Annotated in this window: 18 protein-coding genes and 1 tRNA gene; 2 read left to right on the plus strand and 17 right to left on the minus strand. The window is 47.0% G+C overall.

Annotated elements, in window-relative coordinates:
* Positions 1-105: 105 nt before the first annotated feature.
* The 4 genes from LZD49_RS13705 to smpB form a co-directional block, all read right to left on the minus strand.
* Positions 106-176: transfer RNA gene (locus LZD49_RS13705), tRNA-Cys, on the minus strand.
* Between the two features lie 86 nt (positions 177-262).
* On the minus strand, positions 263-2,068 hold the full coding sequence (gene rpsA, locus LZD49_RS13710; protein WP_234668136.1) for a 30S ribosomal protein S1: 1,806 nt from the start codon (positions 2,066-2,068) through the stop codon (positions 263-265).
* A 319-nt stretch (positions 2,069-2,387) separates the two neighbouring features.
* The gene (locus tag LZD49_RS13715; RefSeq protein WP_234668137.1) at positions 2,388-2,897 is read right to left on the minus strand and encodes an HNH endonuclease; all 510 of its coding nucleotides are present in this window, start codon (positions 2,895-2,897) and stop codon (positions 2,388-2,390) included.
* Between the two features lie 147 nt (positions 2,898-3,044).
* The gene (smpB, locus tag LZD49_RS13720; protein WP_234668138.1) at positions 3,045-3,503 is read right to left on the minus strand and encodes an SsrA-binding protein SmpB; all 459 of its coding nucleotides are present in this window, start codon (positions 3,501-3,503) and stop codon (positions 3,045-3,047) included.
* A 57-nt stretch (positions 3,504-3,560) separates the two neighbouring features.
* Here smpB and LZD49_RS13725 point away from each other — a divergent pair, with 57 nt between their 5' ends.
* Positions 3,561-4,034 (plus strand): nuclear transport factor 2 family protein, encoded by a 474-nt coding sequence (locus LZD49_RS13725; protein ID WP_234668139.1) that lies wholly within the window; start codon positions 3,561-3,563, stop codon positions 4,032-4,034.
* Between the two features lie 84 nt (positions 4,035-4,118).
* Here LZD49_RS13725 and accD read toward each other — a convergent pair whose 3' ends face one another.
* Positions 4,119-4,961 carry an acetyl-CoA carboxylase, carboxyltransferase subunit beta gene (gene accD, locus LZD49_RS13730; RefSeq protein ID WP_234668140.1) on the minus strand — a complete coding sequence of 281 codons (843 nt, stop codon included), beginning with the start codon at positions 4,959-4,961 and terminating at the stop codon, positions 4,119-4,121.
* Positions 4,962-5,210: 249 nt separating this feature from the next.
* Between accD and LZD49_RS13735 the strand changes: the two genes are divergently transcribed.
* Complete coding sequence (locus tag LZD49_RS13735) at positions 5,211-5,753, plus strand: NADPH-dependent FMN reductase (RefSeq protein WP_255721012.1); 543 nt, start codon at positions 5,211-5,213, stop codon at positions 5,751-5,753.
* 37 nt (positions 5,754-5,790) lie between these two features.
* On the opposite strand, the gene ftsZ is transcribed toward LZD49_RS13735, so the two are convergent.
* From ftsZ to rpsB, 12 genes are all read right to left on the minus strand, one after another.
* Positions 5,791-7,239, minus strand: coding sequence for a cell division protein FtsZ (ftsZ, locus tag LZD49_RS13740; RefSeq protein ID WP_234668142.1), 1,449 nt, complete (start codon positions 7,237-7,239; stop codon positions 5,791-5,793).
* Between the two features lie 33 nt (positions 7,240-7,272).
* Positions 7,273-8,619, minus strand: coding sequence for a cell division protein FtsA (gene ftsA, locus LZD49_RS13745; RefSeq protein WP_234668143.1), 1,347 nt, complete (start codon positions 8,617-8,619; stop codon positions 7,273-7,275).
* Positions 8,620-8,634: 15 nt separating this feature from the next.
* Positions 8,635-9,411, minus strand: coding sequence for a cell division protein FtsQ/DivIB (locus tag LZD49_RS13750; protein WP_234668144.1), 777 nt, complete (start codon positions 9,409-9,411; stop codon positions 8,635-8,637).
* A gap of 25 nt (positions 9,412-9,436) precedes the next feature.
* Positions 9,437-10,840, minus strand: a complete 1,404-nt coding sequence (murC, locus tag LZD49_RS13755; RefSeq protein WP_409021324.1) for a UDP-N-acetylmuramate--L-alanine ligase — start codon at positions 10,838-10,840, stop codon at positions 9,437-9,439.
* Between the two features lie 17 nt (positions 10,841-10,857).
* The gene (murG, locus tag LZD49_RS13760) at positions 10,858-11,955 is read right to left on the minus strand and encodes an undecaprenyldiphospho-muramoylpentapeptide beta-N-acetylglucosaminyltransferase (protein ID WP_234668146.1); all 1,098 of its coding nucleotides are present in this window, start codon (positions 11,953-11,955) and stop codon (positions 10,858-10,860) included.
* A 1-nt stretch (position 11,956) separates the two neighbouring features.
* Positions 11,957-13,111 carry an FtsW/RodA/SpoVE family cell cycle protein gene (locus LZD49_RS13765; protein WP_234668147.1) on the minus strand — a complete coding sequence of 385 codons (1,155 nt, stop codon included), beginning with the start codon at positions 13,109-13,111 and terminating at the stop codon, positions 11,957-11,959.
* A gap of 25 nt (positions 13,112-13,136) precedes the next feature.
* Positions 13,137-14,483, minus strand: coding sequence for a UDP-N-acetylmuramoyl-L-alanine--D-glutamate ligase (murD, locus tag LZD49_RS13770; protein WP_234668408.1), 1,347 nt, complete (start codon positions 14,481-14,483; stop codon positions 13,137-13,139).
* A gap of 148 nt (positions 14,484-14,631) precedes the next feature.
* Positions 14,632-14,964, minus strand: a complete 333-nt coding sequence (gene mscL, locus LZD49_RS13775) for a large-conductance mechanosensitive channel protein MscL (RefSeq protein ID WP_234668148.1) — start codon at positions 14,962-14,964, stop codon at positions 14,632-14,634.
* 25 nt (positions 14,965-14,989) lie between these two features.
* A complete protein-coding gene (locus LZD49_RS13780; RefSeq protein WP_234668149.1) occupies positions 14,990-15,922 on the minus strand; it encodes a DUF3078 domain-containing protein in 933 nt (310 codons plus the stop codon).
* A gap of 99 nt (positions 15,923-16,021) precedes the next feature.
* The gene (locus LZD49_RS13785; RefSeq protein ID WP_234668150.1) at positions 16,022-16,621 is read right to left on the minus strand and encodes an RNA polymerase sigma factor; all 600 of its coding nucleotides are present in this window, start codon (positions 16,619-16,621) and stop codon (positions 16,022-16,024) included.
* Positions 16,622-16,755: 134 nt separating this feature from the next.
* A complete protein-coding gene (tsf, locus tag LZD49_RS13790; protein WP_234668151.1) occupies positions 16,756-17,592 on the minus strand; it encodes a translation elongation factor Ts in 837 nt (278 codons plus the stop codon).
* 182 nt (positions 17,593-17,774) lie between these two features.
* Complete coding sequence (gene rpsB, locus LZD49_RS13795) at positions 17,775-18,596, minus strand: 30S ribosomal protein S2 (RefSeq protein WP_234668152.1); 822 nt, start codon at positions 18,594-18,596, stop codon at positions 17,775-17,777.
* Between the last annotated feature and the right edge of the window lie 148 nt (positions 18,597-18,744).

Consider the following 18,744-nt stretch of genomic DNA (forward strand, 5'->3'; position numbering starts at 1 on the left):
AAAAAAATACCATTTGGAGCTCGTCTAAAAAGCTTGTTCCAAATGGTATTTTTCAGGCATTTTTTTGTGTGCTTAAACTGGGGAAAAGCGCCACAAATTCAGGGGAGGTTCCGAGCGGATTCGAACCGCTGTACGAGGTTTTGCAGACCTCTGCCTAGCCACTCGGCCACGGAACCATTTTGAAAAGATTAGCTGCCCGCACGGGGCTGGCAGCTAATCCGGGTGCAAAAGTATTAAAAAATTCTTCTGCTCCTATTTTATTTTACTTTTTTCCTTTCTTCTCGCTTTCTTCCATTTGCTCTTTCAAAGCAGACAGAACGCTCAGGTCACCAAAAGTAGATTTCTCTGCTTCTTTGCTTGCCGACTCAGAAGCAGGAGCACTTTTAGGAGCCTTAGGCTTCTCTTCTCTTCTTTCCTCAGCTGGTACGCCTTTCACTTTCGAGTGCGTCAGAACGATTTTCTTCTCGTCTTTCAGGAATTCAAGAACAGTAAAGTCAAGGCTTTCACCTACTTCAGCAAATGTTCCGTCTTCTTTCGCCAGGTTCTTGATAGAAGCAACACCTTCGATTCCGTAAGGAAGTTCGAGTGTAGCGAATTTATCACCCTTCGCAACGATCGTAGATTTATGTACGGAACCTACTTCGAAAATGCTTTCGAAAGTATCCCATGGATTTTCTTCAAGCTGTTTATGGCCCAAAGCAAGACGGCGGTTGTCCGCGTCGAGTTCCAGAACAACTACTTCCAGTTCGTCGTTTACTTTCACGAAGTCGGAAGGATGTTTGATTTTCTTAGTCCATGAAAGATCCGATACGTGTACCAGACCGTCGATACCTTCTTCAAGTTCGATGAAGAGACCGAAGTTGGTCAGATTACGAACAACACCTTTATGACGGGTACCGATCGCATATTTCTCTTTCAATGAACCTTGTGTCCATGGATCTTCGGTAAGTTGTTTGATACCCAATGACATTTTGCGCTCCTGGCGATCCAAAGTCAAGACAACCGCGCTGATCTCGTCGTTCACGTTCATGAACTCCTGAGGATTGCGCAGGTGTTGAGACCATGACATTTCAGAAACGTGGATCAAACCTTCCACACCTGGTTTGATTTCAAGGAAAGCACCGTAATCAGCAACATTCACAATGCGGCCGGTAACTTTCGATCCAACCTGGATTTGCTCGTCCAGAGAATCCCATGGGTGTGACTGAAGTTGTTTCAGACCCAAAGAAATACGTTTTTTCTCTTCGTCGAAGTCGAGTACAACCACGTTCAGTTTCTGATCCAATGCAAGGAGGTCAGATGGGTGGTTGATACGGCCCCATGAAATATCGGTAATGTGCAACAGACCGTCAACACCACCCAAATCGATGAACACACCGAAGTTGGTCATGTTTTTGATCACACCTTCCAGAACCTGTCCTTTTTCAAGGTTGTTCAGGATTTGCTGACGTTGTGCTTCAAGATCTTTTTCAATCAGGATTTTGTGAGATACTACTACGTTATCGTTAGCGTAGTTGATTTTCACAACCTTCACCTCCATACGCTTTCCAACGAAAACATCGAAGTCACGGATTGGTTTCACATCGATTTGTGAACCTGGCAAGAATGCTTCAATGCCAAATATATCAACGATAAGACCACCTTTGGTTCTTCTCTTCACGTTTGCATCGATAACCACATCCTCGTCGAATGATTTCTGGATGTTATCCCATGCAGTGATAACTTTTGCTTTTTTGCGTGAAAGTACCAGCTGACCCTGTGCGTCTTCCTGGTTCTCTACGTAGACTTCCACTTCATCGCCGATTTTCAAACCGGGAATGTCACGGAATTCATTGGATGAAACGATACCATCAGATTTGAAACCGATGTTCAGGATCACCTCGCGGTCTGTAATACCCACTACAACACCTTTAACTACTTCTTTTTCCGAAACAGGCGAAAGGGTAGTTTCATACATTTGTTCCAGACGATTACGGTCAGCTGATGAATAAGCGGTTCCGAAACCTTTGTCTGATGCTTTATCCCAATCGAATTCGGGAAGTGGTTGATTTTGCTTTTCCTTAGACATAAATAGGAATAATGGCTCTTCGATACATCAGCCGCCGAGCTAACCGGCTGAAAATTAGTTCAACAAGTATTTTTTGAAAAATTAGAGCGCAAAATTACGCGATTCAGAGGCAACTTCCGAATGGTTGGGCGATTTAATTTTACACCGGAAGATATACGGCGTAGGGGGAAGGTCAGAGGTTGCCAGGTGTGGTCAGATAAAGCAACTTGGGAAGGGAATTTGGCTTGGAGTAACGGACTAGCGCCACATTGCCTGACAATTAATGACTATACATGACAACAAATGACATCACGCAATTCAGCACCGTCAAGGAACGATGTTAACACGAACGCTCCTTCGATCCGAGATACGGCAGCCACTCATCGTCGGCCATACCGGAAAAATCACGAATGAACATTAAAAAAGAAGGCCGGAAAGGGCGCTGCTTTAAGGGCATGTCAACCTCTTCCGGCGTATGGTCTCCTTTACGGGAGTTGCATCTTTTACAGGCGGTGGCCAGATTATCCCATGTAGTTTTGCCTCCTCTCGATTTTGGCATTACATGGTCCAATGTCAGATTATCATGTGTTCCGCAATACTGACATCGGTTGCCGTCCCGCTTGAAGAGGTTTTGCCTGGTCATGACTACGCCTCTATACGGTATGTGTATGTAACGATGGAGACGGATGACGACTGGCATGGGATACCTGTCGTTAATAGTCCTTAAATGCTCCTGCTGTGATTCGGCGAGCATTTCCGCTTTTTTCATGTAAACCAGCAGGAACGCTTTCGGAACTGTGCAAACACTTAGTGCGCTATAATCTTGATTCAGAACCAGTACTTTACCCATGAGCTCTGTGGTAGTTAATTCCCACAATATAAGAATATTTCACCAGAAAAAACGATCCGGTATTTTCAAATATTGTGGAAAGAATTTACGCGAAAGTCCCCATTATCACCATATTAGCACTTTTCGGAGATTCAGAAACAGACCTCGTCAGTAGCCTGCCCGATCGTTTTCACGCTTAACATCCCGCTCCTTAATGCTGTCACGCTTGTCGTAAAGTTTTTTACCTTTTGCTAAGGCAATGTGCAGCTTCGCCAGACCGCGCTCGCTGGTAAACAACCGGACGGGTACAATCGTCAGACCCTGATCCTTTAAACCTTCCGTCAGCTTCCTCCGCTCGCGTTTGGTTATCAGCAGCTTGCGGTCCCGCGTCGGCTCGTGGTTGTAATGTGTACCTTCGGTGTAAGGCGAAATGTGAAGGCTGCGAATGAAGAGTTCTCCATCCATAAACAGGCAATAGGCATCCTGAAAATTGACCTTCCCCTGCCTGATTGACTTGATTTCCGTGCCAGTCAGCACCATACCGGTTGTGAACTCTTCCAGGAAGAAGTACTCGAATGAGGCCCGCCTGTTCTTTATATCTACTTTTTTAACTATTTTTTCCGACATATCGATTCCCAAATTTTTGAAGGGTCTCAAAATTAAGTTTTTGTTAAAACTATACAAATGAAACCTATTAGCCATTTCCTGACACTGGTTCTGTTCATCACGATCCTTATCTCCGCTGCAAACCACGCACACGCACAAGCGGAGGCAAATACTGCCCGACAGGTCGTAGACCGGCTTTTTGACGGCATGCGGAATGGCGACTCCACCGCCGTCAGAAGCGTATTTACCAAAACCGCTACATTGACTTCCATTTCCAAAAACGCCGCCGACTCGGTAATCACGCACAAAGGCAGCGTCGATGGCTTTGTGAAAGCCGTGGGCTCGCCGCATAAAGATCAATGGGACGAGCGCATTTACGACGTAAAGGTTTCCATCGACGGGCCCATGGCCGTGGTCTGGGCACCTTATAAGTTCCACCTTGGCGGGAAGTTCTCACATTGCGGCGTGAACGTTTTCAATCTGATCAAAACCAGTACAGGCTGGAAGATCAACGACATCACCGACACGCGTCGTAAAGATTTTTGCCCGTGATCAATGCTTTAATCGCATTCAACATTATAACAGCAAAGCGGCCCGCCAGATAACCTGACGGGCCGCTTTGCTAAATGCTATTGGCTATTTCAGCATACTGAGCAAGCTTGTCAATTTATCTTTCAAATCCTTGCGATCGACGATAAAGTCCAAAAAGCCGTGTTCCAGCACAAATTCCGCACTCTGGAAACCTTTTGGCAGATCTTTGCCGATCGTTTCGCGAATAACACGCGGACCCGCAAAACCGATCAAGGCTTCGGGCTCAGAAATATTAAAATCACCGAGCATCGCGTAAGAAGCTGTTACACCACCGGTTGTAGGGTCAGTAAGCAGCGAAATATAAGGCACTTTGGCCTCCGACAATTGCGCCAGGCGTGCCGAGGTCTTAGCCATTTGCATGAGCGAAAACCCCGCCTCCATCATACGGGCTCCTCCCGACTTCGAAATCATCAGAAATGGAACCTTCTTTTCGAGCGAGTAAGAAATCGCGCGGGCGATTTTCTCTCCCACTACCGAGCCCATCGATCCGCCGATAAAACTGAAATCCATACAGGCGATCACAAGGTCCAATCCGTTCATTTTTCCGTGACCTGTACGAACCGCGTCTTTCAACCCAGTCTTCTTCATGGTCGATTTTATACGGTCCGGGTAAGCCTTGGTATCCACGAAGCCCAGCGGGTCTCCTGAGGTTAGATTAGCGTCGAGTTCGATAAACTCGTTGTCGTCAAAAAGCAGGTTGAAATACACATCCGACCCGACCTTCTCGTGGTAATTACAGTGTGGGCAGGTAAAAGCATTCTGCTTATGTTCCCTGGTAGGTGTAATTTTTTTGCAATTAGGACATTGATACCATAAACCGTCCGGCGCTTCGCGCTTCATTTCAGTCGGTGTATTAATACCTTTTTCTTTCCGAATAAACCAGGACATATTTATGTGGGTTGATTTATATATAACAATCTGAAAGCCAGACGATTATTGAGATTTCACGATGAATAACGGGTTCAAATATAAGAATAATTGTTGTGTATCATGAAAACCCGCTGCTAACGTGTCATTTTGACGTTTAGTTTTGCCTCTCGCAGCGGCACATTTCGAACAATTTTATCCATTATTTGTTACTAAGGACAACTAACATAAACCGGCACAGCCCGATGCGCCGTTTACAAGGGCTTTCAAATGACTCCATCTACATCGCCAATAGTAATTATCGTTGGTACAAACCGGCCCAATTCAATGTCCCGGAAAATTGCAGATTATTACCAAGGCATCCTCCAACAGCACGGCGCTGAAAGCATTGTTCTCGATCTGGTCAATCTGCCGGATGATTTCACGGTCTCGGCATTGTACGCGAATTCAGGAAGGAATGAGGCATTCAATAATTTGAAATCATTATTGGAACAAACCGACAAGTTCGTGTTCATCGTTCCGGAATACAATGGCTCTTACCCGGGTGTTTTAAAAGCATTTATCGACGGGCTGCCTTACCCTAATAGTTTTTCAAACAAAAAGGCCGCATTGGTAGGGTTATCCTCCAATATGCAAGGCGCAGCCATCGCGTTGAGCCATTTGAACGACGTTTTCAGTTATCTGGGAATGAACACATTAGCATTGAGGGTCAAACTGGCACAGATACGCTCGCATTACAGCGATAATATGATTTCCAATGCGCTTTATAAGGAATTACTCGAAATACAGGCAGGACAAATCATCCATTTCTGATAAGCGAAAAGGGAGCTCGAAGCTCCCTTTTCATATTCTATTTCAGCCAGTGCTGCTCCATTTCGTGCGCAGGAATGGCGGGGCGTCTCCAAAGCTCTACCCTACTCCTTCTGAATGCAGGACCTTCGAGATCCGAATATTTGACGAGTCCGTCTTTGAACGACTTTACCATCATTTCCATCTTCAACGCATCCTCATCAGTCCAGTCGTCCTGGGGCTCCACCTCGGTCAGTGAAATATTGATAGGATCAAAGCCGCGGGTCACTGTTTCATCCTCCAATACGATGTCAATAGAGCCGGTTGGCGTGTTTTCGGCCACCTCGCCAGTCAAAATCAGCTCCTCCCCTTCTACCGCTACGGGTTCAGGAAGTTCCTCTTTGGGTGCTGCTATCACCACCGGCTTTTCCTCAGGCTTGTTTTTTAATCCTTTGAGCTGAATTCCCGGGATAGGCGATTCGATGCTGTCAAAACCGGCTGCCACGATGGTAACACGCAACTTGTCGTCCAGTGAATCGTCGGTAATGGTACCTAGTTTGAACATTCTGGCTTCACCGCCTACTTGCGACAGCACGTATTGCCAGATCTCGCGCTGCTCCTTCATCGTGGCTTCCTTCTTTTTGCTGGTTGCCAATGTCACGAGAATCCGTTTCGCGCCGCGGATATCGCGGTCGTTGAGCAGAGGAGAATCCAACGCCTCTTTGATCGCTTTCTGAGCGCGTTCCGCGCCGGTTGCCTCCGAAGTGCCCATTACCGATTGGCCGGCGCTTTTCAACACCTTCTCCACATCTTTGAAGTCGGTGTTGATGTTACCGTTTGTCGTAATAATTTCGGAAATACTTTTTACCGCGTTCAAAAGGATTCCATCGGCCTCTGCAAATGCCTGGGTCAATGTCATATCCTCATAAAGTTCTTCCAGTTTATCATTCAGAACGACTAGCACGGTATCGCTGTATTCTTTGAGTTGCTCTATACCTTCAAGCGCCTGCTCCTTCTTGTCAAGTCCTTCCCAGGTGTAAGGTGCGGTTACGACAGCGACGGTCAGTTTACCCATTTCCTTGGCAAGCTGCGCGATCACCGGTGCTGCACCGGTACCTGTGCCACCGCCCATACCGGCAGTGATAAAAACCATTTGCGTCGATCCTCCCAGCAGGCCTTTGATCTCCTCGATAGTTTCCAGGGCCGCTTCCTTTCCCTTAGTTGCATCGGTCCCCGCCCCTAAGCCTTGCGTCAGCGTGGCACCGAGTTGGATTTTCACCGGAACGGGGCTGTTAGCCAAAGCCTGCCTGTCGGTATTACAAACCGCGAACTCCACATCTTTGATCTTCTTCTGAAACATGTAGTTCACCGCATTGCTGCCACCTCCCCCAACACCAATCACCTTGATGATAGCCGGTTCGCCGTGGCCCTCTCCGTCTGGCTGGTCTTTGATGATTTCGTTCACTATATAGTCCTGGTCTAATGCGTGCAACAAGCTGCTCTTGTTCATAGTCTTTCGGGGTTGAGTATGCGTAAAATGTGATTAATAGTCTCCGATACTATCGTCCTTCTTTCCGATAATGCCGGTAATGTTATCCCAAAACGTTCCATTCCGCTTTGGCGGCTCTTTCACTTCCTTGACAGGCTCTTTATGAACGACATTACCCGTATTGAATGCAGATGAAGGCTTGCAAACCGATTTCACGCGTGGGTCGACCAATTTCAGTCCTGCCCAGGCAAGGCCAATGGCTGTGCTGAAAGAAGAATTGCTTACCGCGTCAGCCTTGGCTGTCCGTTCCAGGTTTTCGGGATAGCCTACCCTCACCGACATGTCGGTGATTTTTTCGAACAAAATCTCGATCTCGGGAATGTTTGCCGAACCGCCGGTAAGCACAAGCCCGCCGATCAGCCTATCTGCAAAACCCGACTTGATTATCTCCGCATAAACCATCGCCGCGATTTCTTTCAGCCGCTCTTCGATGATCAGCGCCACATTCTTTTTCAACACCTGCTTTGGCTGACGGCCTGCAAGGTAGTTAATCAGTATCTCCACATTCAATGGGACATCAGCGGACACCGCTACGCCATATTCCTTTTTCAACTGTTCCGCATTTTCGAATTGGATTCCACATCCTACTTCAAGATCGGCGGTGATGTGCCGGCCACCGATCGGGAACGACGCGATGTGGCGAACGATACGGTCGTGGTAAATGATGACGTCCGTTGTATGGTCGCCGATGTCCACCATCGCGATGCCAGCTTTCATTTCATTATCCGTAAGCACGGCAAGGCTGGTTGCCAAAGGTGCCAGCACAAGTTTATCGCATCTCAAAGCCTGATCGGCATCGGCCAGACTTTTCTTGGTGCGCAGGATCGATTGGCTATTCGCAGACACTACCAGGAAGTTACCGCCCAATTTGATCCCCGTCCTGCCCACAGGCTCACGTATGCCCACAGAATTATCCACAATAAAATCCATTGGCAGGACATGCAACACGTCGAAGTTTGGCTCAATCTTTGCGCGATACATATCGTCTACCAGCTGGTCAACATCCCGCTGTGTTACCTCCTCGCCCGAAGACGCTGAGGGCCGGATCACTCCGTCGCTCTGCGAACTTACTTTTACATGGGTTCCGCTGAAACTCACATTCACAATCCCGATGTCGAGATCGGATCGTGATCCTGCTTCTGCCAATGCTTCCTTGATGGCGCTGCCGACCTGCTTGATGTTTTCGACAGAGCCATTTACTACTGCTCCCGCCGGCACAGGGACTTCGCTGAAGCCCAGAATCTCGATATTGTTCCGACGGTTTGCCGATCCCTGCGCGGCGACCACCGTTATTTTAGTACTTCCAATATCTACCCCAACTACAATCTTATCGTGTGCCATGCTGATGGTGAATTATTATTCACAAACTATTTGATCTTGAAACTTAACACTAATTCTCTTGTACCGACTCCAGTCCTTGCTCAGCACCTTGTCATAAAAGATGCGGAGCTTTTTGAACTTCGGCTCGAAATCTTCCGCCATTCCCAACTCGACGCTTTGATCGCCCAGCAATGTCGTCAGATCGATTTCACCATCCTTATCCACCTTCAGTTGCGTCACCTGCGCTTTCCAGAACGGGTCGGTGTTCAGAAAACGCAATAACTCCAAAACCTGAGTGCCCTTTTCGGACCTCAGCTTTTGAGGGTTCTGGAAATACGCCCCTGAAACCAGTAACGTTCTTGCTGAATAACTTTCTGATAGAGGAAAAAAAACGCCCTCGTGGTTGATATAGTATCCCGACGTGTTCCGCATTTCTCCATTCTCCGAAGTATTGATCCAGCGCGCGAGTGGTTTCTCCTGCTCTACTTCGACTACTATATTGCCTTTGAGGTCACGAAAAACCTGACATTTCTTGATGAGTTTGTTGCGCCTGACGCGGTTTTCCAGATCATGCAAGGCTACATCACTGAGCCTGGCACCAATCAACGGGTCCCCACCGTTTTCTGTCAGCAGCGTTCGTACATCCATTTGGTTCAGGAATCGTGTACCTGAATCGCCCTGGATCGATATTACGAGATTCGTACAACGCTGTTGACCAAGCTTGCTTTCCGCCATGCCAATGCCGGCGATTGGCAAAATAAGCCACAAACTACGTTTCAACAAAAGCCATGAATAGTCAAATTTACGTAACATCTTAGTAATATTAAAAATGCTTTGACTAATTATTCGCAACCGCATTTTGCAGCAATTCGCGGATCGGACCTACCAAAGTATCGATATCCCCAGCACCGATCGTGACCACAATATCCGTATTTAATTCTTTTAACAGTTGCAAAACTTCTTCTTTTGCAACCAGTTGTTTATCCGCAGAGGTAACTTTGTCCAGAATCATTTGCGAATCCACGCCCGCTATCGGCAACTCACGCGCAGGGTAAATATCGAGCAGCAAAAGACGGTCGGCAAGCGACAAACTTTCTGCAAAACCATCCGCAAAGTCACGGGTACGCGTGAACAAGTGCGGCTGAAAGACCGCCGTGACGTGACGGTTGGGATAGAGTCCTTTTACCGACGACAGAAATGCCTCGATTTCCGTAGGATGATGCGCATAGTCGTCGATATAGACATTTCCTTCCTCCTCCACCTGATATTCGAACCGCCGTTTCACACCTCCATAACTTTCCAGTGCTTGCTTTATTTTGGAAGGCGCAACACCAATATATAATGCGACGGCACTGGCCGCAACCGAGTTTTCAATATTGTGATACCCCGGGATTTTCATCGCAATACCTTCGATCAGGCCATCCGGATAGATCAGATCGAATATAAAACGTGCATTCTCAATGCGGATGTTGGCAGAATGATAGGAGCCGCTGTTCAGTGAGTAGGTAAATACTTTTGCTTTTGAACTGTCTGCTATTTCGAGTCCGTCGCGGAGGAACAATGCACCATCTTCGTCGATCTGGCTTACGTAATCCCGGAAGGATGCAAGTACCGCTTCATGTTTACCGTAAATATCGAGGTGGTCGGCATCGGTGGAGGTTACAATGGCAATCTCCGGGAATAATGTAAGGAATGAGCGGTCGAACTCATCAGCCTCAACCACGCAGAAAACTTCTTCCAGCTTATCGGTTGGTTCATTCAAAAGCAGATTTGTACCGTAGTTCTGGGTAATACCACCTAAAAACGCCGCGCTATTCACCTGCGCGTGACGCAGGATATGCGCAACGAGCGACGATGTGGTGGTCTTCCCGTGGGTACCCGCGACACCGATCGTTCTGAGGTTTTTTGTCAAAATACCTAAAACTTGCGAACGCTTCAGGATCATGAAATTTTCGTCCCGGAAGTAAAGCATTTGCTTGTGCTGCACAGGAACTGCCGGGGTGTATACTACCAGCGTTTGTTGTGAATCGGCTGTAAATTCCGCGGGAATCGTCGAAACCTCATCTTCCAGCGTCACCGGAATTCCTTCCTCAATCAATTTTTCAACAAGCGGCGTCATGGTTTTATCATAACCCGCCACTTCAAAGCCATTGGCCTTGAACCACCGTGCCAGCGCGCTCATTCCGATCCCGCCTATTCCTACAAAATAGATATATTTCCAGTTTGTCACAGAGGATGACATCATATTCAAATCTTAGGTTACTGAATCAATTTTAAAACTTCCGCGGCAATATCGTCGGCTGCACTCGGACGGGCAAGCTTGTTGATATTGGTTTGCAATTCGCGCTGGCGGGTGACGTCGTCGAGTAACATCAATGCCTGATCGACCAGCTTTTCTCGTGCTTCCGAATCTTTTACGAGAATGGCTGCATTACTATCTACCAAATTCATCGCATTCTTGGTTTGATGATCTTCCGAAGCATGAGGAAACGGCACGAGAATGGCTGGCTTTGCCGCAAGGCACAGCTCCGACACCGATAATGCCCCGGCCCGCGAGACGACCACATCGGCCACAGCATAGGCGAGATCCATCGTGTAGATAAAATCAAATGCCTTTACCTTGTCGGTCCCCAGTTTCTCAATGGCAGCTTTGGTTTTGTCTACATCGTTCTTTCCCGTCTGCCAAAGTACCTGATATCCCGCGTCTACAATTTTCGCCAAACCATCCGTAATGCTTTCATTGATCGAGCGTGCGCCCAGGCTTCCGCCCATGACGAACAATGTTTTCAATCGCTCATCCAATCCGAATTGCTCCAACGCCGCCGCCTTTTTCAAATGCACGTAAGTAATGTCACTCCTCACCGGATTGCCAAGCATCGTAATTTTCTCTTTTGGGAAAAAGGCTTCCATTCCCGGATAGGCTACACATATTCTGGCAGCTCTTTTAGCCAAAAATTTGTTGGTGATGCCCGCATAAGAATTTTGCTCCTGAATTAAAGTCGGAATGCCGGCCATGGATGCCATCATTAACAACGGTCCACTGGCAAAACCTCCTACGCCCACGGCCACATCCGGTTTGAAATTTTTGATCACTTCCTTGGCCTTCATCAGGCTACGGAACATTTTGAATGGCAATGTCAGGTTCTCGAGCGAAAGGCTTCTTTTAATACCTGCAATAGGCAGCCCTACAATCTTGTAACCGGCACGTGGCACCTTTTCCATCTCCATTTTACCCAAAGCGCCTACAAACAGAATCTCGGTGTCCGGCTCCTTATGCTGTAATGCATTGGCAATGGCAATGGCCGGATAAATATGTCCTCCGGTGCCTCCTCCGCTGATGATGATTCTATTTGCCATATTAAATGCGTTTTTCCTCGACGATCTCGCCCCGGCTCACGCTCAGGATCATACCCATTGCAATCCCCGTAAAAAGCAGAGATGTGCCACCCTGACTAAAAAAAGGCAGTGTCTGCCCCGTCACAGGTACCAGCCCGACCGTCACTGCCATGGCCGAAAACGCCTGGCTCACCACAATAAATGTAAGTCCGGCTGAAAGCAACCCACCAAATGGCCTCTTGGTAGCCTCTATGGCTTTGAGGCCTCTATATAAAAGGATAAGATAAAGGATAATCAACGCTGTGCCTCCAAGGGTGCCGTATTCCTCTACCGCCACCGCGAAAATGAAGTCTTTTTGGGGCTCCGGCAGGAAGCGGCGCTGGCGGCTTTTGGCAACACCTTCCCCGTATAACCCGCCGCGGGCCATAGCCATATAGGATTGTTGTGATTGATAAACCACAACATCTTTGTCAAAAAAACTAGAAATCCTGCTTTGCGCAGTTCCGGAGCGTTGTGTGGAATTGAGGAGGATTGCGATGGCTGCAAAGAACACCAGGCCCATTGCTGTGAATACCAGGTAATGCAATGGCACCTTACCCACGAACATCAGCAAAAAGCAAATACCCGCCAGCATAACTGCCGTGGATACATTGCTCACGAAGATCAGACCGCACACAACGCCTACAAGTGCGAGCGGTTCCATAAAGAGCTCCCGGGTATTCCAACCCCCTTTGATATGCCTCGCCAATATCAGCGACAAATGCGCCACTAATGCTACTTTCGCCCATTCTGATGGCTGAAACCGCTGCCCCAGTACAGGTATTTCGATCCACCGGGCAGCATCATTGACTGACGTTCCGAAAAACATGGTGAAGATCAGCAGAAGAATGGAGCTCCAAACCGCGAGCCGCGTTACATACACGAATTTGATGTAAGGCACGCGATGGACAAAATACATTACCATCAACGACAGCACACATAGCAATGCGTGTTTGTAAAGATAATATTCGGTATTACCGTCCATCTGGCTATACGCGTCCTTCACCGAGGCGCTATATACCACCACGATGCTCCACAGCAACATGATGATGCATATTCCCCAGATCCAGGGGTCGCCTTTGAGGTTTTTGCTAAACCACGCCTGTGTATCCTCCCTCGTTTTGTTCAGGAAATCCATATTGGGTGCCGACTGATGATGGATGTTATGAAATGAGATTTCTGACAGCAGCTTTGAATTGGTCGCCCCGGTCCTCGTAGTTTTTGAACAAGTCAAAACTCGCGCAGGCGGGTGAAAGCAGAACGATATCCCCCGGTACGCCCCACTCCCGTCCTTTGTCGACGGCGTCTTGGACATCCTCGGTGGCATATATTTGCGGGACTTTGCCCGAAAAGTAACCTTCCAGTTTTTCAGGATCTTTTCCCAAAACTATCAGTCCCTTCACTTTACTCCTAACCAATTCTTCGATTTGTGAATAATCATTGCCTTTATCCACACCTCCGGCAATGAGGATTACCGGCTGGTTGAAGCTGCCTAATGCGTAAAAAACTGAGTCCACGTTGGTCGCTTTGGAATCATTAATGTAAGTCACGTCGTCGATCACTTCTACCTGTTCGAGACGGTGCGGGGCGTTGGTGAAGGATTTCAACCCTTCACTGATGGTCTCCGCACCGATGCCCAGTAATTGCGCTACCGATATGGCCGATAGTGCATTAATCGCATTGTGCGGCCCTTTGATCGGCAACTCGTTGAATGCCTGTTGAAATGCACTGCCATTAATTTTCGAAATCAACTGGCCATTCTCTAAATAAGAACCCGAACCCAATTCTTGTTCAAGTGAGACTTCGACCTTGCCGACAACCGGTTTCCGCTTTTCGAGCTCACTATTGATTACCTCGCTTTCTTTGTAGTAAATGAAATAATCACCGGCAGTCTGGTTCCGGATGATATTAAACTTCGATTCCACATAGTTCTGAAAATCATATCCATAACGATCGAGATGATCGGGAGTGATATTGAGGAGAATGGAAATATAAGGATGGAAATCGATGATATTGTCGAGCTGGAAGCTACTGATTTCCAATACATAATAATCGAACCGCTTCTCTGCGACTGCCCATGCGAAGCTGTCGCCGATATTTCCCGCCAAACCCACGTTCAGACCCGCGGTTTTCAATAAATGGTAAGTAAGTAGAGTGGTCGTGGTTTTACCATTGCTGCCGGTGATCGCTATAAGCTTTGCGTCGGTATAACGCGAAGCAAATTCGATTTCAGAAATCACCGGAATGCCCTTTTCCTTCAATGCAACGATCAGAGGCACTGTGTCAGGGATACCAGGACTTTTAATCACGAGGCCACTTTCGAGGATCCGCTCTTCCGAATGCTGCCCTTGCTCGAAAGGTATATTTTTACTGTTCAGAATGTCGCTGTATTTCTGATGCAACAGGCCTTTATCCGATAAAAAAACATCAAACCCTTTGGATTTTGCCAGAATCGCGGCGCCGGCACCACTTTCTCCGCCACCCAGAATAGTTACCTTTTGCACAAGAATCAATTTAAAAACGTTCAAAAACCTGCCCTGACCACGAAGGTAAATCTTTTGACGAAAACTTTTTTTAATGCCCTCCCAATAACATGGATAAAAAAAGAGGCACAGAAAATATGCCTCTCTTTCGCCGTTTATGAACATTTAACTAGTTCTACTCTTCCTTCCTCAAGGATTCCGACAACCTCAACCGGTTAGCCAGTTTCACGACCATGAATATCACCCAGGCGATGATCAGGAACTGGATCAGGACCTGGATAAAGTTACCATACTTGACCGCGACTTCCGGCGTCTTGCCGACTGCCTCTTTCAATACGATTTTGAGTTGTGTAAAATCAACACCGCCAATAACTAGGCCAAGGATCGGGTTGATGATATCTTCCACCAACGAGGTCGTGATTTTTCCGAATGAGGCTCCAATGACCACACCGACAGCAAGGTCGAGCACATTGCCCTTTGCAATAAACGTCTTGAATTCCTGAAGCATAACAAGTTGAGGTTAGTTGAATGGATTAAAAGGCAAACAAAAATCCTATGCTGAGCGCCTGAGCGAACTGGATCTTGTTGCTCTGGTCTTCATCATACACCATAATAGCGCCCATATTTACATTGACGTATTTATTAATCTTCGCCGTCAACTGAGCGTCCAGACGGTTATCAATATTGAGTGGCTCTTTAAAACTCGAGAACATCAGGTACCGGAATTTCAGGTTTACATCTTTGGCAATATCCTTATCGAAGTTGGCCACGATTTGGATCAGTGCCGCTTCTGTACGTACGCGCTTGCCAATGGGCACGCCGTAGTTTTTCTGATCCGGTGTATTGACATACAGATCTTCATCAACTACGATCGTTTGCCGCAACGCGCCTGGTGCCACGTCGATGAAAAAGTAAGGAACCGGGCGATATTCAATACCAATCGCCTCGGTGAGATATGCGGGAGCGAGTATGCCTGATACCTTCCTCTTGACATTTATTGAATCAGGGTCCGAAGAAAATTCATAACCATTGCCAAATTGCGACAGGAAGTTGAGGTTCGCGAAAAGGCTCCATTTAGCTGTAAGTTCGCGGTTATATTTGGTGTCAAAAAACAGCCGGTCGACATTTTTGCGGCTTTGCTGGCCTTTGTTGCGTACGATTCCATATTGGCCCTGAAAGTCGTTCCGCCAGGAATCTTTCCCAACCTTTTTCTCACTCAATGCGTTCAGAAAAAGTCCTAATGCGATCGAATTGACACCACCGCCGGTCCAGTTTGAGCTGAAAGATCCTTGATTGAGGTTAGCCCCGAATTCGATTTTATGCCAGGCGGTATCGTTGGCAGTTTTTAGCCGGCCGGAACTGATTGAATTGGAAAGATCAACTTTGTTTTGGGTAAAAGCCGGGAAATTCAGAAGTGCGAGTAACGTTAGAGCAATAAAGGATGAGCGTTGGTATTTCTTCCTCATTGTTAATGTGTTAAGTGGAACATACTCATTAATTTATCATCGTTTTCCAGACTGATGGATGAGGAGGCAGCGGTTAAAGTAAAGCAATTTTTGACGCTTTCAAAAGAAATCACCTCTTCCAGCAAGTTTCTGATACCACTTTTTAAGCTTTCTGCGGGAACGTAGCAGCCGCATTTTGGCCGCACTTTCCGTTGTGTGAAAGATCCGTGCAATGTCCCGGATGCTGCGGTCATCCAGATACCGCAGATAAACCATGGCCCTATCTTCGAGGTCCAACTGATCCAGGGCTTCTTTCAGCATTGCCAGATTAATTTCCTCTCCAAAAAGCCCCGGCAGGTTCACCTCCCCGCATTCTTCCAATTCGGTGCATTCCTGATGGACGAGAACGACCTTGCGCTTGCTTCCGCGCGCGAGATCCATACAGTGATTATATGTGATGGTAAATAGCCAGGTTGAAAATTTAGCGCCTGTCTTAAAAGTGCTCATCTTACCGATGAGTTTAACAAAGACGTCCTGTGTAATGTCTTCGGCCCGGGCAGCATCCCTGGTAAGGGTGAGGCATTTCTGATAAACTTTCACGGCATACCGCTCATAAAGTTTCCGAAAGTGACGATTGTCCCTTGATTCGAGGAAAAGCCTAACTAGTTCTTCGTCTGTCGAATTATGCTCCGAACATGGATTGTTCCGTATTTCAACCATTCTGCCTGATGAAATGCCGCCGATAGCGTGTGCTGAAAATTAAATTGCATTTAACTTTCCGTAAATATGAAAAAACAACGCCTGGTATACAAATTAGATACCAGGCGTTGTCAAGATATTTTATGAAGAATGGCTTATCCGCCGATCGCTACACGTTTGAATGAAGATACTGTCAAACCTTTCGCGGTTTTTTCCAACAGTTGACGGATAGTCAATGAAGAATCCTTTACGAACTCCTGGTTCAACAGGGTACTGTCTTTGTAAAACTTCTGAAGTTTCCCCTGAGCGATTTTCTCAAGCATTGCTTCCGGCTTGCCTTCTGCACGAGCCTGTTCTTTACCCACCTCGATTTCGCGCTCGATAGTAGCAGCATCGATGCCATCTTTATCCAAAGCAACAGGCTTCATAGCAGCGATTTGCATAGCCACGTCTTTGCCCAGTTCAGCAACATCCGCTCCGTTTACGCCGGTGAATGCGACCAATACGCCCAATTTACCGTTAGAGTGGATGTACGGCACAACCTGGTCAGCTGAAAGATTTTCGTAAGCGCTGATTTCCAGTTTCTCTCCCAGTTTACCGGTAAGCTCGATCATGTGCTCGCTTACCGGACGACCGTCTGCCAAAATTGCAGCCAAAAGGGCATCTTTGTCAGCGATGTTATCCGCTACTGCTTTGTCAAGAATAGACTGCGCAAGGTTTTTGAAATCCTCTACGTTGGAAACAGGTTCCGTTTCGCATGCCAGGGCAACGAGCTTACCATTGCTACCATCCGCGCTGATGTTGATCAGAACAGTTCCTTCCGATACTGCGTTGTCAGCACGTTTTGCGGCTACTTTTTGTCCTTGCTTACGGAGAATATCAACGGCTTTGTCGAAATCGCCATCTGCTTCCTGCAGGGCTTTTTTACAATCCATCATGCCCGCGCCGGTCATCTGGCGGAGTTTGTTTACATCTTGTGCGGTAATTGCCATGATCGTGATAAATATTATGTATTAATGTTTTGTGGCGATAAATCCTTTAACCGAAGATTATCAAACAGTTAAAGAATCCGGTCTCGAGAATTTTAAAAAAATGTAGCCCATAGCAAGAGGCCATGGGCTACGGTATATGTCAAGTATGGCGAGTCATTGAAAACTAGACCATATTGCCCTTTTTACTCTTCGTCACTTTCAGCAACCTCAGCTTCCGCGGCTACTTCGGCGCGAGGCGCTGCTGCCTCTTCACCTTTGTCGGCCAAACGTTTCGCTTCTTCTTCTTCTACCAGGCGCTGGTCGTCTTTATCTTGCTTGCGTTCCATCAAACCTTCTTCGATAGCTTTACCGATCGCCAGTGTAACCAACGAAATCGCTTTGTAAGCATCATCATTTGATGGGATTGGGAAATCAACCAATTCAGGATTTGAATTGGTGTCACAGATTGCAAAAATGGGGATGTTCAATCTTTTTGCTTCTGAAACCGCAATGTGCTCGCGTTTTACATCAACGATGAAAAGTGCTGCGGGAAGGCGAGTAAGGTCTGCTACACCACCTAGTACTCTTTCCAGCTTGTCCTTTTCACGTGTAAGCATCAGGCGTTCTCTTTTCGCTATATTGCTAACCGTGGATTCGTCTTTGAGCATCTTCTCAAGAGTCTGCATTTTTTTCAAAGACTTGCGAATCGTGCCAAAGTTTGTAAGCATACCGCCCAACCAGCGATCGGTCACGTAAGGCATTTTAAGGCGTTTTGCCTCTTCCGTTACGATTTCCTGTGCTTGTTTTTTAGTAGCAACAAACATGATCTTACGTCCTGAACGAACGATTTGTTTCAGAGCGGCTTCAGCGTCGTTGAGGCAGCTCAAAGTTTTGTTCAGGTCAATGATGTGAATCCCGTTCTTCTCCATGAAGATATATGGAGCCATACGTGGATCCCACTTGCGGGTAAGGTGACCAAAGTGGACACCTGCATCCAATAGTTCTTTGTATTCTATTTGTGCCATTGCCGAATTTGATTAGAAAATATTTTTTTGACTTGTTACGCAGCACGAAGCATCGGGCACGATAAGCGACGTCTGGACAATTTTAGTTTTAAGTTTAAAGACAATCCTACTTTGAACTCATGGACTCTAAACCACGCGGCGGACCGCT

The sequence above is a fragment of the Dyadobacter sp. CY261 genome (genome assembly GCF_021440085.1).
GTDB lineage: Bacteria > Bacteroidota > Bacteroidia > Cytophagales > Spirosomataceae > Dyadobacter.

Bases quoted from the DNA above. Each gene is read 5' to 3' on its own strand.
- rpsA (WP_234668136.1), bottom strand. From the start codon at position 2,068: ATGTCTAAGGAAAAGCAAAATCAACCACTTCCCGAATTCGATTGGGAT.
- LZD49_RS13715 (WP_234668137.1), bottom strand. From the start codon at position 2,897: ATGGGTAAAGTACTGGTTCTGAATCAAGATTATAGCGCACTAAGTGTT.
- smpB (WP_234668138.1), bottom strand. From the start codon at position 3,503: ATGTCGGAAAAAATAGTTAAAAAAGTAGATATAAAGAACAGGCGGGCC.
- LZD49_RS13725 (WP_234668139.1), top strand. From the start codon at position 3,561: ATGAAACCTATTAGCCATTTCCTGACACTGGTTCTGTTCATCACGATC.
- accD (WP_234668140.1), bottom strand. From the start codon at position 4,961: ATGTCCTGGTTTATTCGGAAAGAAAAAGGTATTAATACACCGACTGAA.
- LZD49_RS13735 (WP_255721012.1), top strand. From the start codon at position 5,211: ATGACTCCATCTACATCGCCAATAGTAATTATCGTTGGTACAAACCGG.
- ftsZ (WP_234668142.1), bottom strand. From the start codon at position 7,239: ATGAACAAGAGCAGCTTGTTGCACGCATTAGACCAGGACTATATAGTG.
- ftsA (WP_234668143.1), bottom strand. From the start codon at position 8,619: ATGGCACACGATAAGATTGTAGTTGGGGTAGATATTGGAAGTACTAAA.
- LZD49_RS13750 (WP_234668144.1), bottom strand. From the start codon at position 9,411: ATGTTACGTAAATTTGACTATTCATGGCTTTTGTTGAAACGTAGTTTG.
- murC (WP_409021324.1), bottom strand. From the start codon at position 10,840: ATGTCATCCTCTGTGACAAACTGGAAATATATCTATTTTGTAGGAATA.
- murG (WP_234668146.1), bottom strand. From the start codon at position 11,955: ATGGCAAATAGAATCATCATCAGCGGAGGAGGCACCGGAGGACATATT.
- LZD49_RS13765 (WP_234668147.1), bottom strand. From the start codon at position 13,111: ATGGATTTCCTGAACAAAACGAGGGAGGATACACAGGCGTGGTTTAGC.
- mscL (WP_234668148.1), bottom strand. From the start codon at position 14,964: ATGCTTCAGGAATTCAAGACGTTTATTGCAAAGGGCAATGTGCTCGAC.
- LZD49_RS13780 (WP_234668149.1), bottom strand. From the start codon at position 15,922: ATGAGGAAGAAATACCAACGCTCATCCTTTATTGCTCTAACGTTACTC.
- LZD49_RS13785 (WP_234668150.1), bottom strand. From the start codon at position 16,621: ATGGTTGAAATACGGAACAATCCATGTTCGGAGCATAATTCGACAGAC.
- tsf (WP_234668151.1), bottom strand. From the start codon at position 17,592: ATGGCAATTACCGCACAAGATGTAAACAAACTCCGCCAGATGACCGGC.
- rpsB (WP_234668152.1), bottom strand. From the start codon at position 18,596: ATGGCACAAATAGAATACAAAGAACTATTGGATGCAGGTGTCCACTTT.